This window comes from Massilia sp. LXY-6, assembly GCF_051233485.1.
Taxonomy (GTDB): Bacteria; Pseudomonadota; Gammaproteobacteria; order Burkholderiales; family Burkholderiaceae_D; genus Telluria.
In genome coordinates this window covers 230,723-252,104 of record NZ_JBKFGF010000006.1, presented here as the reverse complement: position 1 = coordinate 252,104, position 21,382 = coordinate 230,723, and the positions used below count along the sequence as shown (strand labels likewise).

Here is a 21,382-nt window from a genome sequence, read left to right as displayed (position 1 = left end):
ATTCTGGCAACTGCCCCTTAGCTATTTCCAAAAACCGGGCTCTGACCCCGGTTTGCGTTAGCGCAGGTTCACCAGCGTCTGCAGCACCGAGTCCTGGGTCTTGATGGTCTGCGCGTTCGCCTGGTACACGCGCTGCGCCGTGATCATGTTCACCAGTTCGGCGGTCAGGTCGACGTTCGAGGCTTCGGTCGCCGACGACTGCAGCACGCCCAGGCTGCCGGTGTCGGGGGTGCCGACCAGCGGGGTGCCGGAGGACGAGGTCTCGGCGAAGGAGTTGTTGCCCAGCGGCTCGAGGCCGTTCGGGTTGGTGAAGTTCGCCAGCACGACCTGGCCCAGCGGCTTGGTCTGGCCGTTGCTGTACTGGCCCAGGATGGTGCCGTCGGCGCTGGCCGAGAAGCGCTGCAGGTGGCCGGCGGTGTAGCCGTCCTGGGTGGTCTTCTTCTCGCTGGTGTCGGCGCCGTACTGGGTGGTGCCGGCGAAGTTCAGCTTGATCGCCAGGTTGTCCTTGGCACCGGTCGGCGGATACACCGGCAGGTTGACCGTCAGCGGCAGGGTCTGCGGGCTCATCAAGGTGGCCGACAGCGCGCCGTTCGAATCGAAGTTCAGGTGGCCGACCGGCACCGAGGGCACGGAGACGGCCGCGGCGATGTCCTTGTCGATCTGGTCCGGGCTGTAGCCGGCGGTGCCGCCGGCGCTGCTGGCCGCGGTCTTGATCGCGTCGATGGTCGCGGCGCTGGCGCCGGCGGCGGTGGCGGCCGCCACCACGGCGGCGGAAGCCTTGTCGCCGTAGTCCTTCAGCTTGGCCGCGATGTCGGTCGCATCCGGCGGCGCGGCCTTGGTGGCGGTCAGCCAGGCGTCGCGCGCGGCGGTCACGGTAGCGTCCTTCTGCCCGGCCGCGGCCACGTTCACGTTGGTCAGTTCGGTGCCGTCGCTGCCGGCGTACACGTCCCAGGTGCCGGCGCCCGTCTTCACGTAATACAGCGACATCACGTGCGCGTTGCCCAGGGTGTCGTAGACGTCGACCGGGGTCTGCTTGTTGTAGGTGGTCGGGTCGTTGGCGTTGAACGGATAATTGGTCGGCTGGGAGACGCGCGAATCCAGGTTCAGCGCGGTATCGACCTTCGACGTCGGCACCGGCTTCAGGTCGGCGGTGCTGATCTGCAGCGGAATCGGCGCGCCGGCGAGGACTTGGCCGCTCGGGCCGACGCCATAGCCGGTCAGGTTGGCACCCTGCGGCGTCACCAGGAAGCCGTTCTTGTCGAGCGAGAACTGGCCGTTGCGGGTGTACTGGACCAGGCCCGAGGTCTCGGTGCGGAAGAAGCCCGCGCCGTTGATGGCGATGTCGAGCGGATTGTTCGAGGTCTCGATATTACCCTGCGTGAACTGCTGGGCGATGCCGGCCACGGCCGTGCCGATGCCGGCCTGGTTGCCGCCCGCGCCGTTCAGCGAACGCGCGTAGACGTCGGAAAACAAGGTGGTCGAACCCTTGAAGCCGACCGTGCTCGCGTTGGCGATGTTGTTGCCGATGACGTCCAGCGATTTCGCGGCGCCGTTCAAGCCGCTCAGGCCCTGTTGGAAAGACATGCTCTGCTCCTAATATTCGGATTCGAATTCGATTACAAGACCTGCTTGATGTCGGCCAGCTTGACCACGCCCTTCGCGGGCAGGTTCAGCTTGACGCCCTCTAGGCTGTTGGTGGTAACCGAGGCCACGCTGTCGAAGGCCAGCGTCTTGGCATCGTTGACCTTGTCGCCGCCCCTGGTGGCGACGACCTGGAAGCTGTAACTGCCGTCGGCCAGCGTGACCGGCTTGCCGTCGCTGCCGACCTTGCTCGCATCCGGCACGCCGTCCCAGGCCAGCGGGATCACGCCGGCCTTCTGCGCGCCCAGGTCCATGGTCTGCACTTCCTTGCCGTTCTTGTCGCTGATGACCACCTGCAGCTTGTCGACGTCGCTGCCCAGCTCCACGCCCATGACCGCCTTGCTGCCCGACAGGGTCACGTTGCTGCCCTCGACCAGCACGCCATGGCCGATCAGGCTGGTCGCCTGCATCGCTTCCGAGCTCTGGTAGCTGGCCTTCAGCGTGTTCAGTGTGTCGTTCAGCTTGTTCACGCCGGTCACGGTCTGCAGCTGGGCCAGCTGGCTGGTGACCTGCGCGTTGTCGAGCGGGTTCAGCGGATCCTGGTTCTTCAGCTGGGTGACCAGCAGGGTCATGAACTTGTCGGTGTCGGCCTGGACGCTGTCGCCACTGGTGGTCGCGGTCTTGGCGTTCATCGTCGACATCAGGTCGTTGATGGAGGTCGTCGAGCCGGTGTTGGTGTTTATGGTGGACATGGATTAGAAGTCTTTATTGGCCGATGGTCAGGGTCTTGAGCAGCATGGTCTTGGCCGCGTTCATGGTTTCGACGTTGGTCTGGTAGGAACGCGAGGCCGACAGCATGTTGACCATCTCGTCGACCACGTTCACGTTCGGCATCGTCACGTAGCCCTTGTCGTCCGCCAGCGGATTCTTGGGGTCGTACACCTGCTTCATCGGGGACGGGTCCTCGACCACTTCGCGCACCTTGACGGCGGTGGAGCCGGCGGCCACCGGCACGGCTTCGAACACGACCTGCTTGGCACGGTAGGCTTCGCCGCTGGCGCTGGTGGCGCTGTCGGCGTTGGCCAGGTTGCTGGCGGTGGTGTTCAGGCGCTGCGACTGGGCGCTCATCGCCGAGCCGGCGACGTTGAAGACATTAAAGAGCGACATGGTTAAGCGACCTTAGCGAGCGACGTCATTATTGGCCTCCCTGGATGGCGGCGAGCAGGTTGCGGATCTGGTGGTTGATCATGGTGATGCCGGCTTCGTAGCGCAGCGCGTTGTCGGCGAACTGGGTGCGTTCGGTGTCCATGTCGACCGTGTTGCCGTCGACCGCGCCCTGGGCCACGTTGCGGTACAGGACCGGGGTGCCGTCCGCCAGGGTCTTGCCATCAAGCGGGCCGTTGGCGATGTGCGCCTGGGCGGTGGTGGCCAGGCTACCCTGCGGCTGCGTGGCCCGCCCCATCGGTTTCATGAGCGCCCCCTGCAGCGCATTCGAGAAATCGATGTCGCGCGCCTTGTAGTTGGGCGTATCCGCGTTCGCGATGTTCGAGGCGAGCAGCTCCTGGCGCTGCGAGCGTAGGCTCAGCGCGGTTTCGTTGAAACGCAGGTAATCGTCGAGTTTGCCGATCATGCCGCCTCCGGGCAATAACTTATTGGACAGGATCGATCATACGGGCCTGCGGAGTCTTCCAATCCAGCAATAAAGACAGGCAAAAGGGGGCTATTCGAAGTTTCAGTAAGGAATCAAGGCACCTAAGATGGCAGCATCGAATTCCACCGAGCCGTCTTTTAGGCTTATCGCAATGATCCGCACCCTGTTTGTCATCCTGTCGGCCGCATCGCTGTTCGTCCTGTCCGGCGTCGCCCAGGCCGCGCCCGCGATCCAGAACCTGAACGCGTTGCGCGCCGTGGCCGAGCAATTCCTGATGGCCCAGGCGGCCGGCCTGCCGGGCGAGGTGTCGGTGAAGGTCGGGGCGGTCGATCCGCGCACCGCGCTGGCGCACTGTCCGGCACCGGAAGCCTTCCTGCAGCCGGGCGCGCGCGCCTGGGGCAAGACTACGGTGGGCGTGCGCTGCACGGCGCCGTCAAGCTGGACCATCTTCATCCAGGCCCAGGTAAACGTGAAGGCGGACTACGTGGCGGCGGCGGTGCCGCTGGCGCAGGGCCAGGCGGTCGAGCAAGGCCAGCTGATGTTGGTAAAAGGCGACATCGCGGCGATGCCGAACGGGATCGTCACGGACATGGCGCAGGCGATCGGACGCACCCCGACCGTCTCGCTGGCGGCGGGCACGCCGCTGCGCCTGGACCTGCTCCGCAGCAAGCCCGTAGTGCAGCAGAACCAGGCGGTGCGTTTGGTGTTGAGCGGCAACGGTTTTTCGGTGTCGGCCGAGGGCCGCGCGATCGGTACGGCCGGCGAAGGCCAGGTGGTGCAGGTACGCACCCCGTCCGGCACGGTAGTGAGCGGCACGGCGAAGGCCGGCGGCATGGTCGAGGTGGCGTTCTGACTTGTTTGAGGCTAAAGTTTTCACCTGCAAGGTCGTTAATCAATGCAGATCCCGGGCTTCCTGTTCCGACCTGCAAAGGATAATGCTGTGAAAATCAACGATACCCTCAAGAACAACGCAGGCGTGCAAGCGAATACCACGCCGCCGGCCAATGCGAAGACCGCCGACAACGCGGCCGCAGCCGCCGCGAGTGCGACCACGCCTGCCGCTACCGACACCGTGCGCTTGTCCAAGCAAGGACAGGCGATGGCTGCGGGCGGCACGAATCAGGTGTTCGACACCAAGAAAGTCGAGCGCATCAAGGCGGCCATCGCGGATGGCCAGTTCCATGTAAATTCGGAGAAAGTGGCGGACGGCCTGCTGGAAACGGTACGCGACCTGCTGCACTCCCGCAAACGATAGAGTACACATGGCCATTGCATCCCCCGGCGCAAGCCTGCGCGACGAACAGCAACTGATCGCCTCCATCGTGGAGCTGATGAAAACGGAACAGCAGTTCCTGGTCAGTGCGGATGCCGATGGTCTCTCCACCATCACCCCGAAAAAGCTGCAGCTGGCCCAGAAGGCAGCCGAGCTGTCGCGCCTGCGCCACAGGGCCCTCGGCGCCGCCGGCTTCCTCGCCGGAGAGGGAGGCATGGAGCCCTGGCTGGCGGTCGGCGGCAACGACGAGCTGCGCACCCAGTGGAACCGCCTGCTGGAACTGACGCGCGAAGCCAAGGAGCTCAACCGCGTCAACGGCATGCTGGTCAATAAGCAGCTCGCGCACACCCAGGGCATGCTGAACACGCTGCGCCCCGCGGCAGCCGGCGCCGGCGTGTACGGACCGGGCGGACAGGCGATGCCGGCCGGGCCGTCGCGCAGGTTCGTGGTCGGCTGATTTCTTGCGATAAGGCAATATCCCCCGCTCACAGCTTGCTACAACCGGAGTCTTGTGCAAACTCCGGGAGATACGCATGGACTGGAAGTCGATCATGGGAGCGGCGCTCGTCGCGGGCGCGCTGGCGGATCCGGGTGCCGCAAGGGCCGCCACCGCGGGCCAGGGCACGGTTAGTGTTCGAACAGTGTTCACGGAACTAAGTTGAAGCTGCACAATCATATGCAGTATGAACAAGCTCCTTCCCATCGGTGCGGCGGCCCGCGCACTTGACGTTTCGACCGATACACTGCGATGCTGGGAAGCGAGCGGCAGGCTCACGCCAGCACGGACCGAGGGTGGGCAGCGCCGTGACGATCTCGCGGCCCTGCTGCCCGGACGCTTTCATGGCGCCCTGACGCCCCGCCGGACAGTCGCTTACGCGCGCGTGTCCAGCCACGACCAGAAAGCCGACCTCGCGCGCCAGCGGGAGGTGCTGGAACGCTACTGCGCCAGCCAAGGGTGGCCGTTCGAGGTGATTGCCGACCTGGGCTCAGGGATGAATCACCACAAGAAGGGACTGAATGGCGTGAAGGCCGCCGTCGAGAGTGCGCAGTCATGCTGATCGCCCATCGTATCGCCCTCGATCCGAACAACGCGCAAGCCACCTGTCTGGCGCGCGCAGCCGGCACGGCGCGCTTCGCGTACAACTGGGCCCTGGCCGAGTGGAAGCGGCAGTACGACGCATGGAAGGCCGACAACACGCAGCCCGAGCCTTCCCAGGCCGCACTGCGACGACAACTGAACGCCATCAAGCGCGCGGAGTTCCCCTGGATGCTCGAGGTCACGAAGAACGCGCCGCAAATGGCGATCATCCAGCTGGGCCAGGCATTCCAGAATTTTTTCGCTGGCCGCGCCCGTTATCCTGTGTTCCGCAGGAAGTGCGTGCACGACCGTTTCTCGCTGACCAACGACCAGTTCCGCCTCGACGGTTCGCGCATTCGCATCCCCAAGTTCGGCTGGGTGCGCATGCGCGAGGCCTTGCGCTTCGCCGGCAAGATCATGTCGGCCACGGTCTCGCGCGTGGCCGACCGATGGTTCGTCAGCATCGCCGTGGACACACCCGACAGTTCACACCTTCCCGAAGCCGAAAACCAAGGCACGATCGGTGTCGACCTGGGCGTGTCGGCGCTAGCAACGTTGTCGACGGGGGAGACATTCCCCGGCCCGAAAGCCCACAAGGCGCTGCGCGACAGGCTGCGCAGGCTCTCGCGCAGCCTGTCGCGCAAGGTCAAGGGCTCGGCCAACCGCGGTAAGGCGAAGGCCAGGCTGGCAAGGCTGCACGCCCGTATCGCCGCGATCCGGTCGGACGCCACGCACAAGCTCACCACGGACCTCACGCGCCGCTTCCACACCATCGGCATCGAGGACCTGAACGTGCGCGGCATGATGGCGAATCGGCGTCTGGCGCGTTCGATCGCCGACATGGCCTTCTTCGAGGTGCGGCGGCAACTGCAGTACAAGGCGGCGATGCGTGGCGGCGTGGTGGCGGTCGCCAAGCGCTTCTACGCGAGCAGCAAGACCTGTTCAGGGTGCGGGCACAAGCTGGAAGCGTTGCCGCTGTCGCTACGCGAATGGACGTGTTCTTCGTGCGGCGCGCATCACGACCGCGACGAGAACGCCGCCATCAACCTGGCGGCCATGGCCGTGAGTTCCACGGTGTCAGCCTGTGGAGGGGAAGGCGCTGGCCCGGTGCGCGAGCACCAGGTGGAACCGGCCCCGGCGAAGCAGGAATCCGGCGGCAAAGTTAACTTTGCTTAGCTTTGTATAAGTCCGGAAGAACGGTCACGCCGGAACGCCAGCGCCTGGCGAAGAGCGACAACGTGGTGGTCGACGTCACCGTCACGAATACGAGCGCGGCCACGCAATACCTGCTGAAGTGGCAGACGCCGTTCGGCGCCATCGAAGCGCCGCTGCTCGACGTCACGCGCGACGGCCTGCCGGTGCGCTACCTGGGCGTGCAGGTCAAGCGCCGCGCCCCTTCCGCCGCCAATTACCTCGCCCTCAAGCCGGGCGCCTCGCGCAGCGTGCGGGTCGAACTGTCCGCGCTGTACGACATGGGCATCACCGGCGCCTACAGCCTGCGCTGGCGTCCCGGCGCGACGCAACTGTTCAGCCGTCCTGGCGTGGTCTGTACGGCGGCGGGTCCGGACGGGCTGCCCGCACGCCTTAGCGCCCTGCCCGATCCCGCGTCCGCCTCGGTCTGGATCGACGGCCGCCTGCCGCGCGGCGCGCTCGACGCCGGCATCCCGGCGCCGGAGGGCGCGGGCCTGTCCTTCAGCCGCTGCTCGAACGCCCAGCAGGAAACGATCGGCAGCGCCGTACAGGCCGCCCAGGCGATGGCGCAGGACGCCGGTCTCTACCTGCAGCGCAGCTCCCTGGGCGCGCGCTACGCGAGCTGGTTCGGTGCCGTCGACGCCGAGCGTTCGGCCACCGTGGTGCGCCACTTCCAGGCGCTCAGGGACGCCTTCGCGACCAGGCCGGTGACGCTCGACTGCGGCTGCAACGAGTCCTGGTATGCCTACGTCTATCCGAACCAGCCCTACAAGATCTATGTATGCAAGGCCTTCTGGAGCGCGCCGCTGACCGGCACCGACTCGAAGGGCGGCACCCTGGTGCACGAGATGAGCCACTTCAACGTGGTGGCCGGCACCGACGACTGGGTGTACGGCCAGTCGGGCGCGGCCAGCCTGGCGGTCAGCAACCCGTCGCAGGCGATCGACAACGCCGACTCGCACGAGTATTTTGGCGAGAACACGCCGGCGCTGCAGTAATCACTGCCCCACGACGAGGATGTTTCAGCGTTCGGTGTGGCTGAACATGACCGCATCCGTGCGGATATCGTTCGAGGACTCGAGCTGGCGCACGTCCGCCAGCGCGGCGCCTTCGTAGCGGATCACATAGGTATGGGTGCCCGGCTTGAAGGCGTAGGCGTGCGTGATGTCGATGGTGTGCGTGTGCGCCGAGTGCGGCGCCAGCTCGACGTAATCGTCCAGGCCCGAGGGTCCGCGCTTGACCATGCGGCCCGTGTACGGCACTTCGGCATCGCCGGGATGCACGCGCAGGTCGAACACGCGGCGCGTCAGCTCGGTATCGGAAGCGATTTCCCGCGGCAGGCCGACCCGGCGCTCGCCGCGGTTCTCGACCCTGAAAGTCACCAGCACCTTGTCATGCCTGGCGTCGACGCTCAGGCTCGCATGCACATTCATCGTCTCTCCTTTATCGGCACCCGCGGCAGCAGCCGTCACGGTCCACAGCGCGGCGCAGAGCATCGTTGGTGTTCGCATTCGACCATTCCTGTCGGGTTGGAACGATTGTGCGCTGCCGTCGATGAAATGCCAAGCGTGCGATGGCCGGAGGCCGCCACTATTCCGTGCCGGACAGGATAGTGACCGCGACGCGCCGGTTGCGCGCGCGCCCGACCGGGTCGCCGTTCGATGCGATAGGCTGGTTGGCACCGCGCCCCACCGCGGCCAGGCGCTGTTCAAGCACGCCATTGTCGGCGAACAGGCGCACCACCGTGCTGGCGCGCACCGCCGACAACTCCCAGTTCGAGGGGAAGGCCGCATTGCGGATCGGGGTGGTGTCGGTATGGCCCTCGACTTCGATCGCGTGCGGGTCGTCCTTCAGCAGGCCGGCCACCGCCTGCAGGGTCGCGCGCGCGTTGCCGACCAGGGCCGCGTCGCCTTCGTCGAACAGCACGCTGGCGTTGATCTCGACGGTGATGCCGCGGGCGGTCCGGGTGACGCGTACGCGGCCGGCGTTGACGAGCGGCGCCAGCACGCTATTGAGCTTGCGGGCCAGCAGGTCCAGGCGTTCGCGGTCGCGCCTGGCCGCTTCGAGCCGCTTGTGCGCGATGATGTTCGACAGCGGCAGCGCGTCAGGCTTACCCGGCGCGACCGAAGCGCCGGCATTCGGGGCGCCGCGGCCGCCGAAGGCGTCGCCGAGGGCATCGGACAGCACCTTGTACTTGCCCACGTTGACCACCGACACCGCGTACATCACGACGAAGAAGGCGAACAGCAGCGTGATGAAATCGGCGTAGGAGATCAGCCAGCGCTCGTGGTTCTCGTGGGAGTCGTCGTCGAAGCGTTTGCGGCGCGCCATCGGGTGCCGCCTCAGTGATGCGCCGTCAGGCAGGCGATGCGTTCCTCGAGCACGCGGGTGGTGTCGCCGGTGGCGATGTCGTGGAACACGTCGGTCAGGATCTCGTACTGCAGCACGCGCTCGGCGACGATGCCCTTCAGTTTATTCCCGACCGGATGGAACAGCAGGTTGGCCAGGCCCACGCCGTACACCGTGGAGACGAAGGCGACCGCGATGCCGGCGCCCAGGCGCGACGGGTCGCTCAGGTTTTCCATCACGTGGATCAGGCCCAGCACGGCACCGAGGATGCCGACCGTCGGCGCATAGCCGGCCGCCGATTCCCAGATGCGGGCAGCCTGGCGCTCGCGCAGCTCGTAGGCGTCGATGTCGGTTTCGAGCAGGCTGCGCAGCTTGTCGGGCTGGATGCCGTCGACCACCAGCCGCAGCCCCTTCTGGATGAAGGGATCGGCCTTGCTCATGTACTGTTCGAGCGAGAGCAGGCCGTCGCGGCGCGCCGACAGGCTCCACAGGTGGATCTCGCGCGCCAGTTGCTGGCGGCGGTCGGGCGGCGGCGCGAATACCCAGCGCAGCATGCGCAGGCCGCGGATGAAGGCCGACTTTTTCGTCTGCAGCAGCACGGCGCCGAAGGTGCCGACCACGACGATCAGGAATGCGGCCGGCTGCACCAGCGACGAGAACTTGCCGCCGTCGAGGGTATGGCCGACCAGGATGCCGGCGACCGCCAGCAGCAGCCCGAGCAGGCTGGCTATGTCCACGCACGCTCCCTCAGGTAGGAACGCAGGCGCGCCACCGCCTGGCTGTGCAGCTGCGAGACGCGCGATTCGGACACGCCCATCACCGCGCCGATCTCCTTCAGGTTCAGCTCTTCCTCGTAATACAGGCCCATCAGCAGTTTTTCGCGCGGCGGCAAGGCGTCGATGGCGTCGATCACGGCCTGGCGGAAGTCGGTCTCCATGAGCGCGCGCAGCGGGTCGTCGTCGTCGACGGCATAGCGGTCGAGGAAGCCGTCGCTGCCGCCATCGCCGTCGTTGTCGTGGAAGTCTTCGTAGTAGACCAGCTGGTGGCCGCCGGAGTCGCCCAGCAGCTCCTGGTAGTCGGCCAGCGACAGCTTGAGCGATTTCGCCACCTCGGATTCGCTGGGCGGACGGCCGAGCTGCTGCTGCAGCGTGGCCATCGCCTGCTCCACCTTGCGCATGTTCTGGCGGGTCGAGCGCGGCATCCAGTCGCTGCTGCGCAGCTCGTCGAGCATGGCGCCGCGGATCCGCAGCACCGCATAGGTCTCGAACTGGGCGCCATGGTTGTCTTCGTAGCGGCTGATCGCATCGAGCAGGCCGATCATGCCCGCCTGTACCAGGTCATCGACTTCGACGGACGGCGGCAGCTTCGCCTTCATCTGGTGGGCGAGACGCTTCACCAACGGCATGTGCTCCGTCAGCAAATGATTCTTGTCCGCTTTCCCTTTGACTGTATACATTCAAATAGATCTCATGCCCGTCGCAAAACGCCCTGCCAGGCGGCGGAATGCCACCGAGGCCCCCGCCAGCGGGAACGCGTCGACCACGGCGCGGCCCAGGCGCGCGGCGCGGTGCAGGTACTCGTCGGCCGGCACCGAACCCATGGAGCTCAGGGTTACCGCAAGGTAACGTGTTGCCGCAGATGACATATTATCGTATACCACCTTTGCCTCGGCTTCGGTAGCGCCCGTGACAAGGATGCCGAAGGGACGGCGGCCCAAATGCTGGGACAGGCGCTTGATCAATGCGTAGGCGTTGGTGATCGAGGTGGCGCTGGTCGAGACCTGCACCACGATCTCGGACGAGGCCATGATCGGCACCGGGAAGCCGCCATCCTCGGAAAATTCGCCGTCGACGATGACGATGCTGCCGGCCGACTGCTTGACCAGCACGTCGAAGGCTTTCGCCAGGCGGCGGGCATCGTCGTAAGCAGCCGTCGTTCCCGCGGTTCCTGCCGTCGCCCCCGCGAAGGCGGGGGCCCAAGCTTGGTTGCTCACCCGACTGCTCGGCGAAATTTGGATTCCCGCCTTCGCGGGAATGTCGGAGCTGGCCATTTTCACCACCGAAAAGCCCTGCGGCGCCGGGTGAATCACCTGGTTCAGCGCGCACTCCTGGCGCGCCACCTGCAGCAGGCCGGGGCCACGGTCCAGGCCCAGGCGCTGGGCCACGCCGTAGTCGCGCTCGCAGGCGTCGACGATCAGCACCTCATTGCCGGACTGCGCCAGCGAAGCGCCGAGGTTCACCAGCATGGCGCCCTTGTCGTCCTGCGGAGTCGCCGAAAGGAAGGTCACGATACGCGGTTTGGGGCCGGCCAGCATCCGGCGCAGGCCTTCGGCCTGGTCGAAGTCGAAACTAGCCAACGGTCACCTCGCGCAGCGAACGGTCATTGTTCAGGTTACCCAGGCCGGACATCATCAGCGGCAGGTCGGCATCCAGGAATTGGGCGGCGGCCTCTTTCTTGTTGCGGAAGGCGCGGTCGACCAGCATGGCGCGGTCGGCCAGGTGCAGGTCTTCCGGCACGCGTTGGCCGTTCGAGATGTAATACAGGCTCAGTTTCTGCCGCACCAGCACGTCCAGCACGTTGCCGATCGAAGCCGCTTCGTCCAGCTTGGTCATGATGCAGCCGGCCAGGCCGCTGCCCTGGTAGGCGCGCACCACTTCGTTCAGGGTCTCGTTGGTCGAGGTGGCGTTCAGGCACAGCAGGCGCTGCACGTTCGCGCCGCTCTCCGTCAGCATGGCCACCTGCTCCGTCACCATCTGGTCGCGCTGCGACATGCCGATGGTATCGATCAGCACGGTGTGCTTGTTGCGCAGTTCCTTCAGGGCGATCCGCAAGTCGGCCTCGTCCTTCACCGAGTGCACCATCACGCCCAGGATCTTGCCGTAGATGCGCAGCTGCTCGTGGCCGCCGATACGGTAGGCGTCGGTGGTGATCAGGGCCAGCTTTTCCGGGCCGTGGCGCATCACGCAGCGCGCGGCCAGCTTGGCGGTGGTGGTGGTCTTGCCGACACCGGTCGGGCCGACCAGGGCGAACACGCCGCCGCGGTCGAGGATCGCATCTTCGTCGGCCATGGTGGTGATATTGCGCGCCAGCACAGTCTTGATCCAGCGCATGGACTCGGCAACATCTTTGCCGGCCGGGAGTTTATCGATCAGGTAGCGCGACAGGCTGGCCGAAAAACCAGCAGCCAGCATCTCGCGCAGGACGGCCGCCTTCTGGGGCTCGCGCTGCTGGGTCGTGCCCCAGGACAGCTCGGACAGCTGCGATTCCATCATCCCGCGCATCGCGCGCAGCTCGCTCATCATGCCCTGCATCTCGGCGGCGGCGGCGCTTGCAGCCGCGCTTGCAGCCGACTCCTTGGCCTGGGCGATCGCGGCCGACATCATGGCCGTCATCGCGGCCATATCGATGGACGAAGTGTCGGCCTGGGCGCGGCGGTTGGCGTAGGTTTGCGAGGCCGGAGCCGGCTCGTCGAGGTCGTGGAAGGACGGCATTGCCGGGCGCGCCATCGGGGCACGCGGGCGCTCCGCCGCTGCAGCCGGCTCGGCCGGGGCTTCGTAATAGCTGCGTGCGGCCGGGGCATCGTAGGGGCGCGGCGCACCCGCTGCATGCAGCGTGCGGGCTGCCGGGGCTGCGGGCACATCGTCCATATGTTGCAGCTGGGGCCGCGGGGCCGCCATGTCGGACTCGGGAGCCGGCGACGCCAGCGAGGCGACGTCGTCGTTGTCCAGCGCCAGGATCTCGACCACGCCATCCACCGGGCGGTTCGACAGGATGACCGCGTCCGGTCCCAGGGCATCGCGCACCTTGCGCAGGGCCTCACGGGAAGTCGGGGCAGTAAATTTCTTCACGTTCATCGTTGGTCTCCGCTCTCGCAGGCAGGGTGTTCGGTCAATCGGTCGCTATCGGTACGGCGGGCGCATTGGCCCATTCATGGATAGGATTATTGACGATGCCGCCAGGAAACCATCGGGGGAAAAGGGAGGGGAAAGAGGCTTATTTCTTCAGGATTGTCATTTCGAACTGGTCATATCTTTGTGATCGGCGGAAACGAACGCCAAGGCTTGTATCGAGTGACGCGACACTGTGGGAAATGGCGACAATTTACAGCAGTATTTTCGATTACACTTGCAGGTTTGACCTGTCGCACCGCCCGACTGCCGGCATTGAAGCGGTTGTTTTCAATGAGCTAGCAATAGGTGACACCGCTATGGATACTGTCCGGAAAACTGAACGTGCCTAACATAGCCTGCCACTACGGAGTAATCGCACAGGAACTGTTATTCGTTCCTTAGAAAAGTTCTTCATCATGAAAATCTATCCAGTCATTCTCTCCGGCGGCGCCGGTACCCGCCTGTGGCCGTTGTCGCGTGCCATGATGCCCAAGCAGCTTTTGCCGCTGGTCACCGACAAGACCATGCTGCAGGAAACCGCGTTGCGGGTCCGCGGCTGGCCGGGGTTGATGGCGCCGCTGGTGGTGTGCGGCAACGAGCATCGTTTCCTGGTCGCCGAACAGCTGCGCGAGGTGGGCATCAGCCCGAGCGGCATCCTGCTCGAGCCGGTCGGCCGCAACACGGCCCCGGCCGTGACGGCGGCCGCGCGGCACCTGGCAGCCGAGGATCCGGACGCCATCATGCTGGTGCTGCCGGCCGACCACGTGATCGAGAAGAACGAAGCCTTCCGCCAGGCGGTCGAGCGCGCGTTCAGGCTGGTGCAGGACGGCTCGCTGGCCACCTTCGGCATCGTGCCGAGCGGGCCTGAGACCGGCTACGGCTACATCCGCCGCGGCGAGCCGTTGCCGGGCTGCGACGACTGCTACAAGATCGAGCGCTTCGTCGAGAAGCCGGACCGCAATACCGCCGAAGGCTTCGTCGCCGACGGCGGCTTCTACTGGAACAGCGGCATGTTCATGTTCCGCGCCGACCGTTTCCTGGCCGAGATCGAGCAGCATGCGCCCGCGATCGCCAAGGCGGCGGAGGACGCGATGCACAATGCCTACCGCGACCTCGACTTCTGCCGCCTGGACGAAGCCGCCTTCACGGCCAGTCCGTCGGACTCGATCGACTATGCGGTCATGGAACATACCCGTGACGGCGTGGTGGTGTCGGCCGACATCGGCTGGAGCGACGTCGGTTCGTGGTCGGCCCTGGCCGACGTGCAGCAGGCCGACGCCCACGGCAACGTGCAGCGCGGCGACGTCTACCTGGACGGCGTCAGCAACTCGCTGGTGCGCGCCGAGAGCCGCATCGTGGCCGTGGTCGGGGTGAAAGACCTGGTCGTGGTCGAGACCGCGGACGCGGTGCTGGTGGCGCACAAGGACCAGGTCCAGCGCGTGAAGAACATCGTCGACCACCTGAAGGTCCAGGAGCGCACCGAGCACCTGTACCACACCCGGGTGTACCGTCCGTGGGGCTTCTACGAAGGCATCGACGCGGGCGACCGTTTCCAGGTCAAGCGCATCTGCGTCAAGCCGGGCGAGAAGCTGTCGCTGCAGATGCACCATCACCGTGCCGAGCACTGGGTGGTCGTGTCGGGCACCGCGCGCGTGACCTGCGGCGACAGCGTCAAGCTGCTGGCCGAGAACGAGTCGACCTACATCCCGATCGGCATGACCCACCGCCTGGAAAACCCGGGCAAGCTGCCGCTGCACCTGATCGAAGTACAGTCGGGCAGCTACCTGGGCGAGGATGACATCGTGCGTTTCGAGGACGTCTACCAGCGCGCCTAAGCCCTCCAACAAAGTACCGGCGCAGTCAGGGCGGCGCCGGTACTTCTCCCCGCCTTGACCAACCATGTCACTCGCCGGGCTATCTGAATAAGCTGACTCTCTCAAATCCGGCGCTGTTAAACGCTTAGGCTTTGCCTCTGGCCGTATGAGCTAGGAATTAATTCAATACAATTGTGGTGGAATGTAACAGTGTGCGTTAAAGCTCGTGTTAGACTTTACTCAAGTAATCCCCCGACATGGTCAATCGAAAGGCCAGCAAATGAGACTAAGACTACCGAAACGCCAAGCTGGAGGGTCAGAAACCGTCCTCGCGTACGCTTGCGAAACGATTGACCGTAGCATTCCTCTGTTGCGCACGATGCTCATCGTTTCCGGCCTGATCGTAGCTGCCGTACGCGGCGGCCGGCTCGCCGATTTCCTGTTCGTGACCGGCCTACTCTTCCACTTTGCAATTTCGTTCGAGCACTGGTGGATAAAAAAACGGACCCGCTAAGGGTCCGTTTTTTTAAAATCCGCCGGTCAGAACAGATCAACGCATCTTTGCATCGGCGCTCATTTCGGCATCGATCCGGCTGGCCTGACCAGCTATCCAACGGCCGCGCACGAGACGGCCGTACGCCAGCACATACATTACAAGCTGTACCCCGACAATCACCAGGCTTACGACGGCAGATGCGCCGAGCAGCACGCTGGTTGTCACGCACACCGCCACCGCCGGTGCGATAACGCAGGCGACCGCCGCGTTGCGCTTCCAGGGGCGGGCCGCATCCGGACGCACGTGTTTGAATACGAGGCGGCGAAATACCAGGGTATGCAGGTGCAGAGCGTCGGGCGCACCAGGGCTCACTTTCTGGATGACCTTACGGCGATACATGCTGAACAGCACCTCGATGACCGGGTAGGCACAGATCGCCAGCACCTGCCAGGCGTTCACTGAAGGGTTACGGACCAGCAGCAGCACGGCCATTTCCGACACCCAGAAGCCCAGGAAGTAAGCGCCACCGTCACCGAGGAACAGCTTTCCGCTCGGATAGTTCACAGCCAGGAAACCCAGCGTCGCGCCGATTCCAAGCGCGCCGAGCGTAACCACCAGTCCGTCACCATGCTGGAATCCGACCGCTGCCAGGCCTGCAGCCATGATGATAATGGTGCTGCTCGACAGGCCATTAAATCCATCGATGATGTTGATTGCATTCGAACCACCGGCCACGACAATGGCAGTCACCAGCACAGCAAACGGCGTAATTGCCAGCAGAGTATCGATGCCCCACAAGTCGAGTTCGTTGACGGTTGCACCGAGCAAGGCGCTGGCAATGACTGCGCTCAGCGCCGTGGCGGCCAAGCGCATCTTCACCGACACGCGCTTGGTCATGTCCTCGACAACACCAGCGACGAAGGCGGGCAGGCTTGCGGCTACCAGCAGATAGATTTCACGGGCGAGCGATGTATTCGTACTTCCGCCGAACTGATGCTGAAAGCATAGAAATCCCAGCACAAGCCCAACGAAAACGCCAAGCCCGCCAATACGCGGCACAGCCGTCGTATGTACCTTCTGTACACCGTCGAGGTCGTGGTCATGAGACAGGCTGCCGTGCCACTTCTGCGAAAGCACAATGAGCAGGCATGCAGCGAAACTTGCGCCAAGGACTGTTAACCCGAGCTGAAAAAACTTAAATTCCGACATTAATTTACTTTCTTCTAATACGTGAGCTCGCGATAACACCCCACTTTCGAAAATTCAGCCGCATTTCGATACCGAATCAGGACAGGGAGATATCAAATTTATAGAACGACAGAAATGTTATCACGAATCAACATCTGAACTTACCGTATAGATGGGGGGAATGTTCTACTTGTTGTAGCGCAACAACCTGTAAATACATGGAAAACAAGAGCGTCCAAAGCGTCCCGTTTCAAACAAGCTCAAAACAAAGTGTTACTACGCAGTACCTACCAGGCTGGTCACCCGAATCGTCTTCGTCTCCGGAATCTCGGAGTGCGACAGCACCTTTAACTGCGGCAGCGCCCGGCGCAGGAAGCGCGAGAGGAGTGTCCGCAGCGGCCCCGGCACCAGCAGCACCGGCGTCAGGCCCATCGCCTCCTGCTGTTGCGCCGCGTTGGCGGCCTGCTGGACGATGGTGTCGGCCAGGCCCGGCTCGATGCCGGTGCCGTCGCCGCCGGCGTTCAGGGCCTGCACCAGCAGGCGTTCCAAACGGTTATCCAGGGTCATCACGGACAGTTCATTCGTGCCCGGGAACAGCTGCTGCACAATCGCGCGGCCCAGCGCGATGCGGACCAGCGCGGTCAGGTCGTTCGGATCCTGGGTGGTCGAACCGTGTTCGGACAGGGTCTCGATGATGGTGCGCATGTCGCGGATGTGCACGCCTTCCTGCAGCAGGTTCTGCAGCACTTTCTGCAGCGTCGACAACGACACGACCTTCGGCACCAGGTCCTCGACCAGTTTCGGCGCATCTTTTGCCAGATGGTCCAGCAGCGCCTGCACTTCCATGCGGCCCAGCAGTTCCGATGCGTGGGTGGTGATCAGGTGGTTCAGGTGGGTCGCGATCACGGTGCCGGCGTCTACCACCGTGTAGCCCATGCTCTGCGCCTCGTCCTTCAGGGCGGCGTCGATCCAGATCGCCGGAAGGCCGAAGGCCGGATCGGTGGTCACGAGGCCCGGCAGCGTGCCGCTGGCCATGCCCGGATTAATCGCCAGGAACTGGCCGTTCATCGATTCACCACTGCCCACTTCCACGCCTTTCAGTGTGATGCGGTAGCTTGATGGCTTCAGCTCGAGGTTGTCGCGGATGTGCACCGGGGGCGCCAGGAAGCCGACTTCCTGGGCGAATTTTTTACGGATCCCCTTGATGCGCTTGAGCAGCTCGCCATTCTGGCCCTTGTCGACCAGCGGAATCAGGCGGTAGCCCACTTCCAGGCCGAGGGTATCGACCGGCATGACGTCCTGCCAGGTCGCCTCTTCCTGCTCGGCCGGGGTCGTCGCGGCGGCGGCACCCGCGGCGCCCGCTGCCCCGCCGGCCTGCCCGGCCGCGCCCGGCGATCCCGGCGCTCCCGCCGGCGGCGCGTTCCTGTTGCGTTTTTCCACCAGGTAGCCGGCGCCGAACAGGGCGCAGCCCAGCAGCAGGAACACCAGGTTCGGCATGCCCGGGATCATGCCCATGCCGCCGATGATGGCGCCGGTGATGTACATGACGATCGGCCGGCCGAACAGCTGGCCGATGACCTGGTCGCCGACGTCCTTGTCGCTGGCCACGCGCGACACGACCATACCGGCGGCGATCGAGATGATCAGCGACGGGATCTGCGCGACCAGGCCGTCGCCGATCGCCAGCAAGGTGTAGTTCTTGACCGCATCGCCGAAGGCCATGTCATGCTGGAGCATGCCGACGATCAGGCCACCGATCACGTTGATCAGGGTAACCAGGATACCGGCCACCGCATCGCCGTGCACGTACTTGGAGGCACCGTCCATCGCGCCGTAGAACTCGGCTTCCATCGCGACTTCCGAGCGGCGCGCCTTGGCTTCGTGCTCTCCGATCAGGCCGGCGTTCAGGTCGGCGTCGATCGCCATCTGCTTGCCCGGCATCGCATCCAGGGCAAAGCGCGCGCCCACCTCGGCGATACGGCCGGCACCCTTGGTGACGACCATGAAGTTGATGATGGTCAGGATGATGAACACCACCAGGCCGACCGTGTAATTGCCGCCGATGAGGAAGTGGCCGAAGGCTTCGATCACCTTGCCGGCCGCGGCGGCGCCGGTATGGCCCTCGGTCAGCACCACGCGGGTCGAGGCCACGTTCAGCGCCAGGCGCAGCATGGTGGTCACCAGCAGCACCGCCGGGAAAGCCATGAAGTCGAGCGGCTTGACCGTGTACAGCGCGGTCAGCAGCACGATCACGGACATCGCGATGTTAAAGCTGAAGAACAGGTCCAGTGCGAAAGCCGGCAGCGGCAGGATCATCATCGCCAGCAGCATGATGATGAGGGCCGGCGCCGCCAGTGCGTTGCCGCGTCCCGCGATGCCGCGCAACCAAGCTGGCAGGGTGAAACCGTTCATTGGGTCGTACCTTTATTATTGAAAGGATCCATCTCCGGCGGCACCGGCAGCTTGCTCGGGCGGTCCGGATAATGGTCGCTGCTGCCCTTGGTGTAGGCGCGCAGCTGGTAGACATAGGCCAGCACTTCGGCCACGGCCGAGTACAGGGCTTCCGGGATCTCGTCGTCGATGTCGGTGTGCTTGTACAGCGCACGGGCCAGGGCCGGCGCTTCCAGCAGCGCGACCTTGTTTTCCTTCGCGATCTCGCGGATCCTGGCCGCGACCGCGTCGGTACCCTTGGCCACCACGCGCGGCGCGCCCTGCTTCCCATCGGCGTACTTGAGCGCCACCGCGAAGTGGGTCGGGTTGGTCACGACCACGTCGGCGGTCGGGACATTGCTCATCATGCGCTTGCGCGCCATCTCGCGCTGCAGCTGGCGGATCTTGCCCTTGATCTGGGGGTTACCGTCCGATTCCTTCGATTCCTGGATCACTTCCTGGCGCGTCATCTTGAGCTTGTTGGCGTAATGCCAGATCTGGTATGGGCCATCCAGCAAGGCGATCGCGCCGAGCGAGCCGACCATGACCAGGAAGGCCTTGGCGACCAGGCCGCCCAGGTGGGCCGTCGCGGCACCCAGGGGCTCGACCGCCAGGCCGACGACCGCATCTTTCTCGCTCATCACGACATACCAGGCGACGGCACCGACCAGCAGGGTCTTGGCGACCGCCTTCAGCAGTTCGACCAGGGCATTGGTCGAGACCATATTGCCCAGGCCATTCATCGGATTGAGCTTGCCGAAATTCGGCATGAAGGATTTGGCGGAGAAGTTCCAGCCGCCGATCAGCAAGGGTGAGACGATGGCGACGAGCATGATCGCCAGCGCCAGCGGCAGGCAGGCCAGCATCACGCCACTGATGTCGGCGCTAATGCGTTCGATCAGGACGCTCGGGTTGGTGATCTGCTCGCGGTCGAGCGACAGGCCACGCTGCAGCGTGCTGGAGAGCTTGTTGACGACGCCGCCACCCAGCATCCACAGGCCAGCGCCGGCCGTCATCAGGACGGTGAAGGTTGCGACTTCGCGCGACCGGGGAACATCGCCGCTCTCGCGTGCCTGCCTCAGCCGTTTCGCTGACGCCGGTTCTGTCTTTTCTGCGTTGCTGCCGTCCGCCATGCCCTGCTCCTGTTACGCCGGCTGCGCAGCCGACTTTCATTCAGGATGGCATTATTCCAGATGTTGCCGTAAGGCTATAGAGGGAACAGGAGCGGAAACAGAGGCCTTTTCACCTCCTGAATGCAACCCGGGGTTAGAAAAGGTGAGATTGTCGAGAAATTATTCCGGCAGACTCATGTGTTGATGCCAAAGTGGAAAAATGTCCACAATTTGCGCGATAGTGCCGGACAGGCAGGCTTGTAGTGAATCAAAGCAACATTTCGTTGTTATAATTCCTTAGCAACTAAGTATTGCTGTACTAAATTTCCAATCAAAGGACCCATCATGAAAAAAATCATTGCTACCGGCGCAATCCTGAGCCTGCTGTCGGCTCCTGTGTTCGCACAAGAAACCGCTGCTGCCGCTGCTTCGAACGCTGGTAACGCAGCTGCTGCCGCTGGCCAAGCTGCCGGCGCCGCTTCGGGCACCGCTGCTGGTACCGGCGCTGCTGCCGGTGCCGCCGCTGGCGCCGCCACTTCCGGCGGCTTCCTGGGCGTCGCAAGCGCTGCAGTGGCTGGCCTGTCGACCGGCACGCTGGTTGCTGTCGGCGCCGCTGTTGCCGGCGTAGCCGCTGCTGCTTCGGACAATGGCTCGACCACCAACCACTCGACCACGACCCACCACTAATCGGTGGCGCAAGGCTCTACCTTGTGTTCCCTTGCAGGGGACCAGTTGTAGGGAGATCGGCTGCACATGCAGCCGATTTTTTTACCCGAACACCTCGATCTCGCCGAACAGCTTCCCATTCACGTCCTTCGGCGCCAGCCGGGGTTCGCCATCAATCGGCCACGCGATGCCTAGCGTCGGATCCTTCCACAGCAGCGTACGCTCGTACTCCGGATACCAGTAATCGGTAATCTTGTAGAGCACTTCCGCTTCGTCGCTGAGCGCCAGGAAGCCATGTGCAAAGCCGGGCGGAACCCATAATTGCCTGCGGTTTTCCGCGCTGAGCATGGCGCCCACCCAGCACCCGAAGGTGGGAGAAGACTTGCGCAGATCGACCGCCACGTCGAACACGCTGCCGTACGTTGCCCTCAGCAGCTTGCCCTGAGGATGCTGAAACTGGTAATGCAGACCGCGTAGCACGCCCTTTTCGGACAAGCTATGGTTGTCCTGCACGAACTCGACCTCGTATCCGGTTGCTTCCCGAAAATCGCGTGTATTGTAGCTCTCGAAGAAATAGCCGCGGTCGTCGCTAAAGACCTTGGGCTCCAGCAGCAGCACTTCGGGGATCGCAGTCGGTGTTACTTGATAAGGCATGTTTCAAAG

23 protein-coding genes are annotated in these 21,382 nt (G+C 64.3%); 9 read left to right on the top strand and 14 right to left on the bottom strand.

Annotated elements, in window-relative coordinates; all coding sequences use genetic code 11:
* Positions 1 to 57 precede the first annotated feature (57 nt).
* The 4 genes from ACI48D_RS04140 to flgB are packed head-to-tail and all read right to left on the bottom strand — an operon-like array spanning position 58 to position 3,211.
* Entirely contained in the window at positions 58 to 1,584 is a 1,527-nt protein-coding gene (locus ACI48D_RS04140; RefSeq protein ID WP_435569938.1) for a flagellar hook protein FlgE, read from the bottom strand.
* 32 nt (positions 1,585 to 1,616) lie between these two features.
* Entirely contained in the window at positions 1,617 to 2,333 is a 717-nt protein-coding gene (locus ACI48D_RS04135) for a flagellar hook assembly protein FlgD (protein ID WP_435569937.1), read from the bottom strand.
* 13 nt (positions 2,334 to 2,346) lie between these two features.
* Positions 2,347 to 2,748, bottom strand: a complete 402-nt coding sequence (flgC, locus tag ACI48D_RS04130; protein WP_435569936.1) for a flagellar basal body rod protein FlgC — start codon at positions 2,746 to 2,748, stop codon at positions 2,347 to 2,349.
* A 28-nt stretch (positions 2,749 to 2,776) separates the two neighbouring features.
* Positions 2,777 to 3,211 carry a flagellar basal body rod protein FlgB gene (flgB, locus tag ACI48D_RS04125; RefSeq protein ID WP_435569935.1) on the bottom strand — a complete coding sequence of 145 codons (435 nt, stop codon included), beginning with the start codon at positions 3,209 to 3,211 and terminating at the stop codon, positions 2,777 to 2,779.
* A 172-nt stretch (positions 3,212 to 3,383) separates the two neighbouring features.
* On the opposite strand from flgB, the gene flgA reads away from it, so the two are divergent.
* The 6 genes from flgA to ACI48D_RS04095 all read left to right on the top strand — a co-directional run bounded on the left by flgA (position 3,384) and on the right by ACI48D_RS04095 (position 7,772).
* Complete coding sequence (gene flgA / locus ACI48D_RS04120) at positions 3,384 to 4,085, top strand: flagellar basal body P-ring formation chaperone FlgA (protein ID WP_435569934.1); 702 nt, start codon at positions 3,384 to 3,386, stop codon at positions 4,083 to 4,085.
* 87 nt (positions 4,086 to 4,172) lie between these two features.
* Positions 4,173 to 4,487 (top strand): flagellar biosynthesis anti-sigma factor FlgM, encoded by a 315-nt coding sequence (gene flgM, locus ACI48D_RS04115; protein ID WP_435569933.1) that lies wholly within the window; start codon positions 4,173 to 4,175, stop codon positions 4,485 to 4,487.
* Between the two features lie 7 nt (positions 4,488 to 4,494).
* The gene (locus ACI48D_RS04110) at positions 4,495 to 4,962 is read left to right on the top strand and encodes a flagella synthesis protein FlgN (protein WP_435569932.1); all 468 of its coding nucleotides are present in this window, start codon (positions 4,495 to 4,497) and stop codon (positions 4,960 to 4,962) included.
* A gap of 226 nt (positions 4,963 to 5,188) precedes the next feature.
* A complete protein-coding gene (locus ACI48D_RS04105; RefSeq protein WP_435569931.1) occupies positions 5,189 to 5,563 on the top strand; it encodes an IS607 family transposase in 375 nt (124 codons plus the stop codon).
* The gene (locus ACI48D_RS04100; protein WP_435569930.1) at positions 5,557 to 6,759 is read left to right on the top strand and encodes an RNA-guided endonuclease InsQ/TnpB family protein; all 1,203 of its coding nucleotides are present in this window, start codon (positions 5,557 to 5,559) and stop codon (positions 6,757 to 6,759) included. Before ACI48D_RS04105 ends, ACI48D_RS04100 begins: the two co-directional genes overlap by 7 nt.
* A gap of 2 nt (positions 6,760 to 6,761) precedes the next feature.
* Complete coding sequence (locus ACI48D_RS04095; protein WP_435569929.1) at positions 6,762 to 7,772, top strand: M35 family metallo-endopeptidase; 1,011 nt, start codon at positions 6,762 to 6,764, stop codon at positions 7,770 to 7,772.
* Positions 7,773 to 7,796: 24 nt separating this feature from the next.
* On the opposite strand, the gene ACI48D_RS04090 is transcribed toward ACI48D_RS04095, so the two are convergent.
* From ACI48D_RS04090 to flhF, 6 genes are all read right to left on the bottom strand, one after another.
* A complete protein-coding gene (locus ACI48D_RS04090) occupies positions 7,797 to 8,285 on the bottom strand; it encodes a hypothetical protein (protein WP_435569928.1) in 489 nt (162 codons plus the stop codon).
* 79 nt (positions 8,286 to 8,364) lie between these two features.
* Positions 8,365 to 9,105 carry a flagellar motor protein MotD gene (motD, locus tag ACI48D_RS04085; RefSeq protein ID WP_435569927.1) on the bottom strand — a complete coding sequence of 247 codons (741 nt, stop codon included), beginning with the start codon at positions 9,103 to 9,105 and terminating at the stop codon, positions 8,365 to 8,367.
* Between the two features lie 11 nt (positions 9,106 to 9,116).
* Positions 9,117 to 9,860: a flagellar motor protein gene (locus ACI48D_RS04080; RefSeq protein WP_435569926.1), complete on the bottom strand. Its 744-nt coding sequence runs from the start codon at positions 9,858 to 9,860 to the stop codon at positions 9,117 to 9,119.
* Complete coding sequence (locus tag ACI48D_RS04075; RefSeq protein WP_435569925.1) at positions 9,851 to 10,579, bottom strand: RNA polymerase sigma factor FliA; 729 nt, start codon at positions 10,577 to 10,579, stop codon at positions 9,851 to 9,853. Before ACI48D_RS04075 ends, ACI48D_RS04080 begins: the two co-directional genes overlap by 10 nt.
* Positions 10,580 to 11,479: a MinD/ParA family ATP-binding protein gene (locus tag ACI48D_RS04070; protein ID WP_435569924.1), complete on the bottom strand. Its 900-nt coding sequence runs from the start codon at positions 11,477 to 11,479 to the stop codon at positions 10,580 to 10,582.
* Positions 11,472 to 12,977: a flagellar biosynthesis protein FlhF gene (gene flhF / locus ACI48D_RS04065; RefSeq protein ID WP_435569923.1), complete on the bottom strand. Its 1,506-nt coding sequence runs from the start codon at positions 12,975 to 12,977 to the stop codon at positions 11,472 to 11,474. Before flhF ends, ACI48D_RS04070 begins: the two co-directional genes overlap by 8 nt.
* A gap of 452 nt (positions 12,978 to 13,429) precedes the next feature.
* Here flhF and ACI48D_RS04060 point away from each other — a divergent pair, with 452 nt between their 5' ends.
* Together ACI48D_RS04060 and ACI48D_RS04055 are read left to right on the top strand one after the other, a co-directional pair.
* Positions 13,430 to 14,848 (top strand): mannose-1-phosphate guanylyltransferase/mannose-6-phosphate isomerase, encoded by a 1,419-nt coding sequence (locus tag ACI48D_RS04060; RefSeq protein ID WP_435569922.1) that lies wholly within the window; start codon positions 13,430 to 13,432, stop codon positions 14,846 to 14,848.
* 349 nt (positions 14,849 to 15,197) lie between these two features.
* Positions 15,198 to 15,341 carry a hypothetical protein gene (locus ACI48D_RS04055; RefSeq protein ID WP_435569921.1) on the top strand — a complete coding sequence of 48 codons (144 nt, stop codon included), beginning with the start codon at positions 15,198 to 15,200 and terminating at the stop codon, positions 15,339 to 15,341.
* 36 nt (positions 15,342 to 15,377) lie between these two features.
* Here ACI48D_RS04055 and ACI48D_RS04050 read toward each other — a convergent pair whose 3' ends face one another.
* The 3 genes from ACI48D_RS04050 to flhB form a co-directional block, all read right to left on the bottom strand.
* The gene (locus tag ACI48D_RS04050; protein WP_435569920.1) at positions 15,378 to 16,532 is read right to left on the bottom strand and encodes an MraY family glycosyltransferase; all 1,155 of its coding nucleotides are present in this window, start codon (positions 16,530 to 16,532) and stop codon (positions 15,378 to 15,380) included.
* Between the two features lie 255 nt (positions 16,533 to 16,787).
* Positions 16,788 to 18,923, bottom strand: coding sequence for a flagellar biosynthesis protein FlhA (gene flhA / locus ACI48D_RS04045; RefSeq protein ID WP_435569919.1), 2,136 nt, complete (start codon positions 18,921 to 18,923; stop codon positions 16,788 to 16,790).
* Positions 18,920 to 20,074, bottom strand: coding sequence for a flagellar biosynthesis protein FlhB (flhB, locus tag ACI48D_RS04040; RefSeq protein WP_435569918.1), 1,155 nt, complete (start codon positions 20,072 to 20,074; stop codon positions 18,920 to 18,922). Before flhB ends, flhA begins: the two co-directional genes overlap by 4 nt.
* 324 nt (positions 20,075 to 20,398) lie before the next feature.
* Here flhB and ACI48D_RS04035 point away from each other — a divergent pair, with 324 nt between their 5' ends.
* On the top strand, positions 20,399 to 20,740 hold the full coding sequence (locus tag ACI48D_RS04035) for a hypothetical protein (RefSeq protein ID WP_435569917.1): 342 nt from the start codon (positions 20,399 to 20,401) through the stop codon (positions 20,738 to 20,740).
* Between the two features lie 81 nt (positions 20,741 to 20,821).
* On the opposite strand, the gene rfbC is transcribed toward ACI48D_RS04035, so the two are convergent.
* Complete coding sequence (rfbC, locus tag ACI48D_RS04030; protein ID WP_435569916.1) at positions 20,822 to 21,373, bottom strand: dTDP-4-dehydrorhamnose 3,5-epimerase; 552 nt, start codon at positions 21,371 to 21,373, stop codon at positions 20,822 to 20,824.
* Positions 21,374 to 21,382: the final 9 nt, after the last annotated feature.

Excerpts from the sequence above, each read along its gene's own strand:
- ACI48D_RS04140 (WP_435569938.1), bottom strand. The coding sequence starts at position 1,584 with ATGTCTTTCCAACAGGGCCTGAGCGGCTTGAACGGCGCCGCGAAATCG.
- ACI48D_RS04135 (WP_435569937.1), bottom strand. The coding sequence starts at position 2,333 with ATGTCCACCATAAACACCAACACCGGCTCGACGACCTCCATCAACGAC.
- flgC (WP_435569936.1), bottom strand. The coding sequence starts at position 2,748 with ATGTCGCTCTTTAATGTCTTCAACGTCGCCGGCTCGGCGATGAGCGCC.
- flgB (WP_435569935.1), bottom strand. The coding sequence starts at position 3,211 with ATGATCGGCAAACTCGACGATTACCTGCGTTTCAACGAAACCGCGCTG.
- flgA (WP_435569934.1), top strand. The coding sequence starts at position 3,384 with ATGATCCGCACCCTGTTTGTCATCCTGTCGGCCGCATCGCTGTTCGTC.
- ACI48D_RS04110 (WP_435569932.1), top strand. The coding sequence starts at position 4,495 with ATGGCCATTGCATCCCCCGGCGCAAGCCTGCGCGACGAACAGCAACTG.
- ACI48D_RS04105 (WP_435569931.1), top strand. The coding sequence starts at position 5,189 with ATGAACAAGCTCCTTCCCATCGGTGCGGCGGCCCGCGCACTTGACGTT.
- ACI48D_RS04100 (WP_435569930.1), top strand. The coding sequence starts at position 5,557 with ATGCTGATCGCCCATCGTATCGCCCTCGATCCGAACAACGCGCAAGCC.
- ACI48D_RS04090 (WP_435569928.1), bottom strand. The coding sequence starts at position 8,285 with ATGCGAACACCAACGATGCTCTGCGCCGCGCTGTGGACCGTGACGGCT.
- motD (WP_435569927.1), bottom strand. The coding sequence starts at position 9,105 with ATGGCGCGCCGCAAACGCTTCGACGACGACTCCCACGAGAACCACGAG.
- ACI48D_RS04075 (WP_435569925.1), bottom strand. The coding sequence starts at position 10,579 with ATGTATACAGTCAAAGGGAAAGCGGACAAGAATCATTTGCTGACGGAG.
- flhF (WP_435569923.1), bottom strand. The coding sequence starts at position 12,977 with ATGAACGTGAAGAAATTTACTGCCCCGACTTCCCGTGAGGCCCTGCGC.
- ACI48D_RS04060 (WP_435569922.1), top strand. The coding sequence starts at position 13,430 with ATGAAAATCTATCCAGTCATTCTCTCCGGCGGCGCCGGTACCCGCCTG.
- ACI48D_RS04050 (WP_435569920.1), bottom strand. The coding sequence starts at position 16,532 with ATGTCGGAATTTAAGTTTTTTCAGCTCGGGTTAACAGTCCTTGGCGCA.
- flhA (WP_435569919.1), bottom strand. The coding sequence starts at position 18,923 with ATGAACGGTTTCACCCTGCCAGCTTGGTTGCGCGGCATCGCGGGACGC.
- flhB (WP_435569918.1), bottom strand. The coding sequence starts at position 20,074 with ATGGCGGACGGCAGCAACGCAGAAAAGACAGAACCGGCGTCAGCGAAA.
- ACI48D_RS04035 (WP_435569917.1), top strand. The coding sequence starts at position 20,399 with ATGAAAAAAATCATTGCTACCGGCGCAATCCTGAGCCTGCTGTCGGCT.
- rfbC (WP_435569916.1), bottom strand. The coding sequence starts at position 21,373 with ATGCCTTATCAAGTAACACCGACTGCGATCCCCGAAGTGCTGCTGCTG.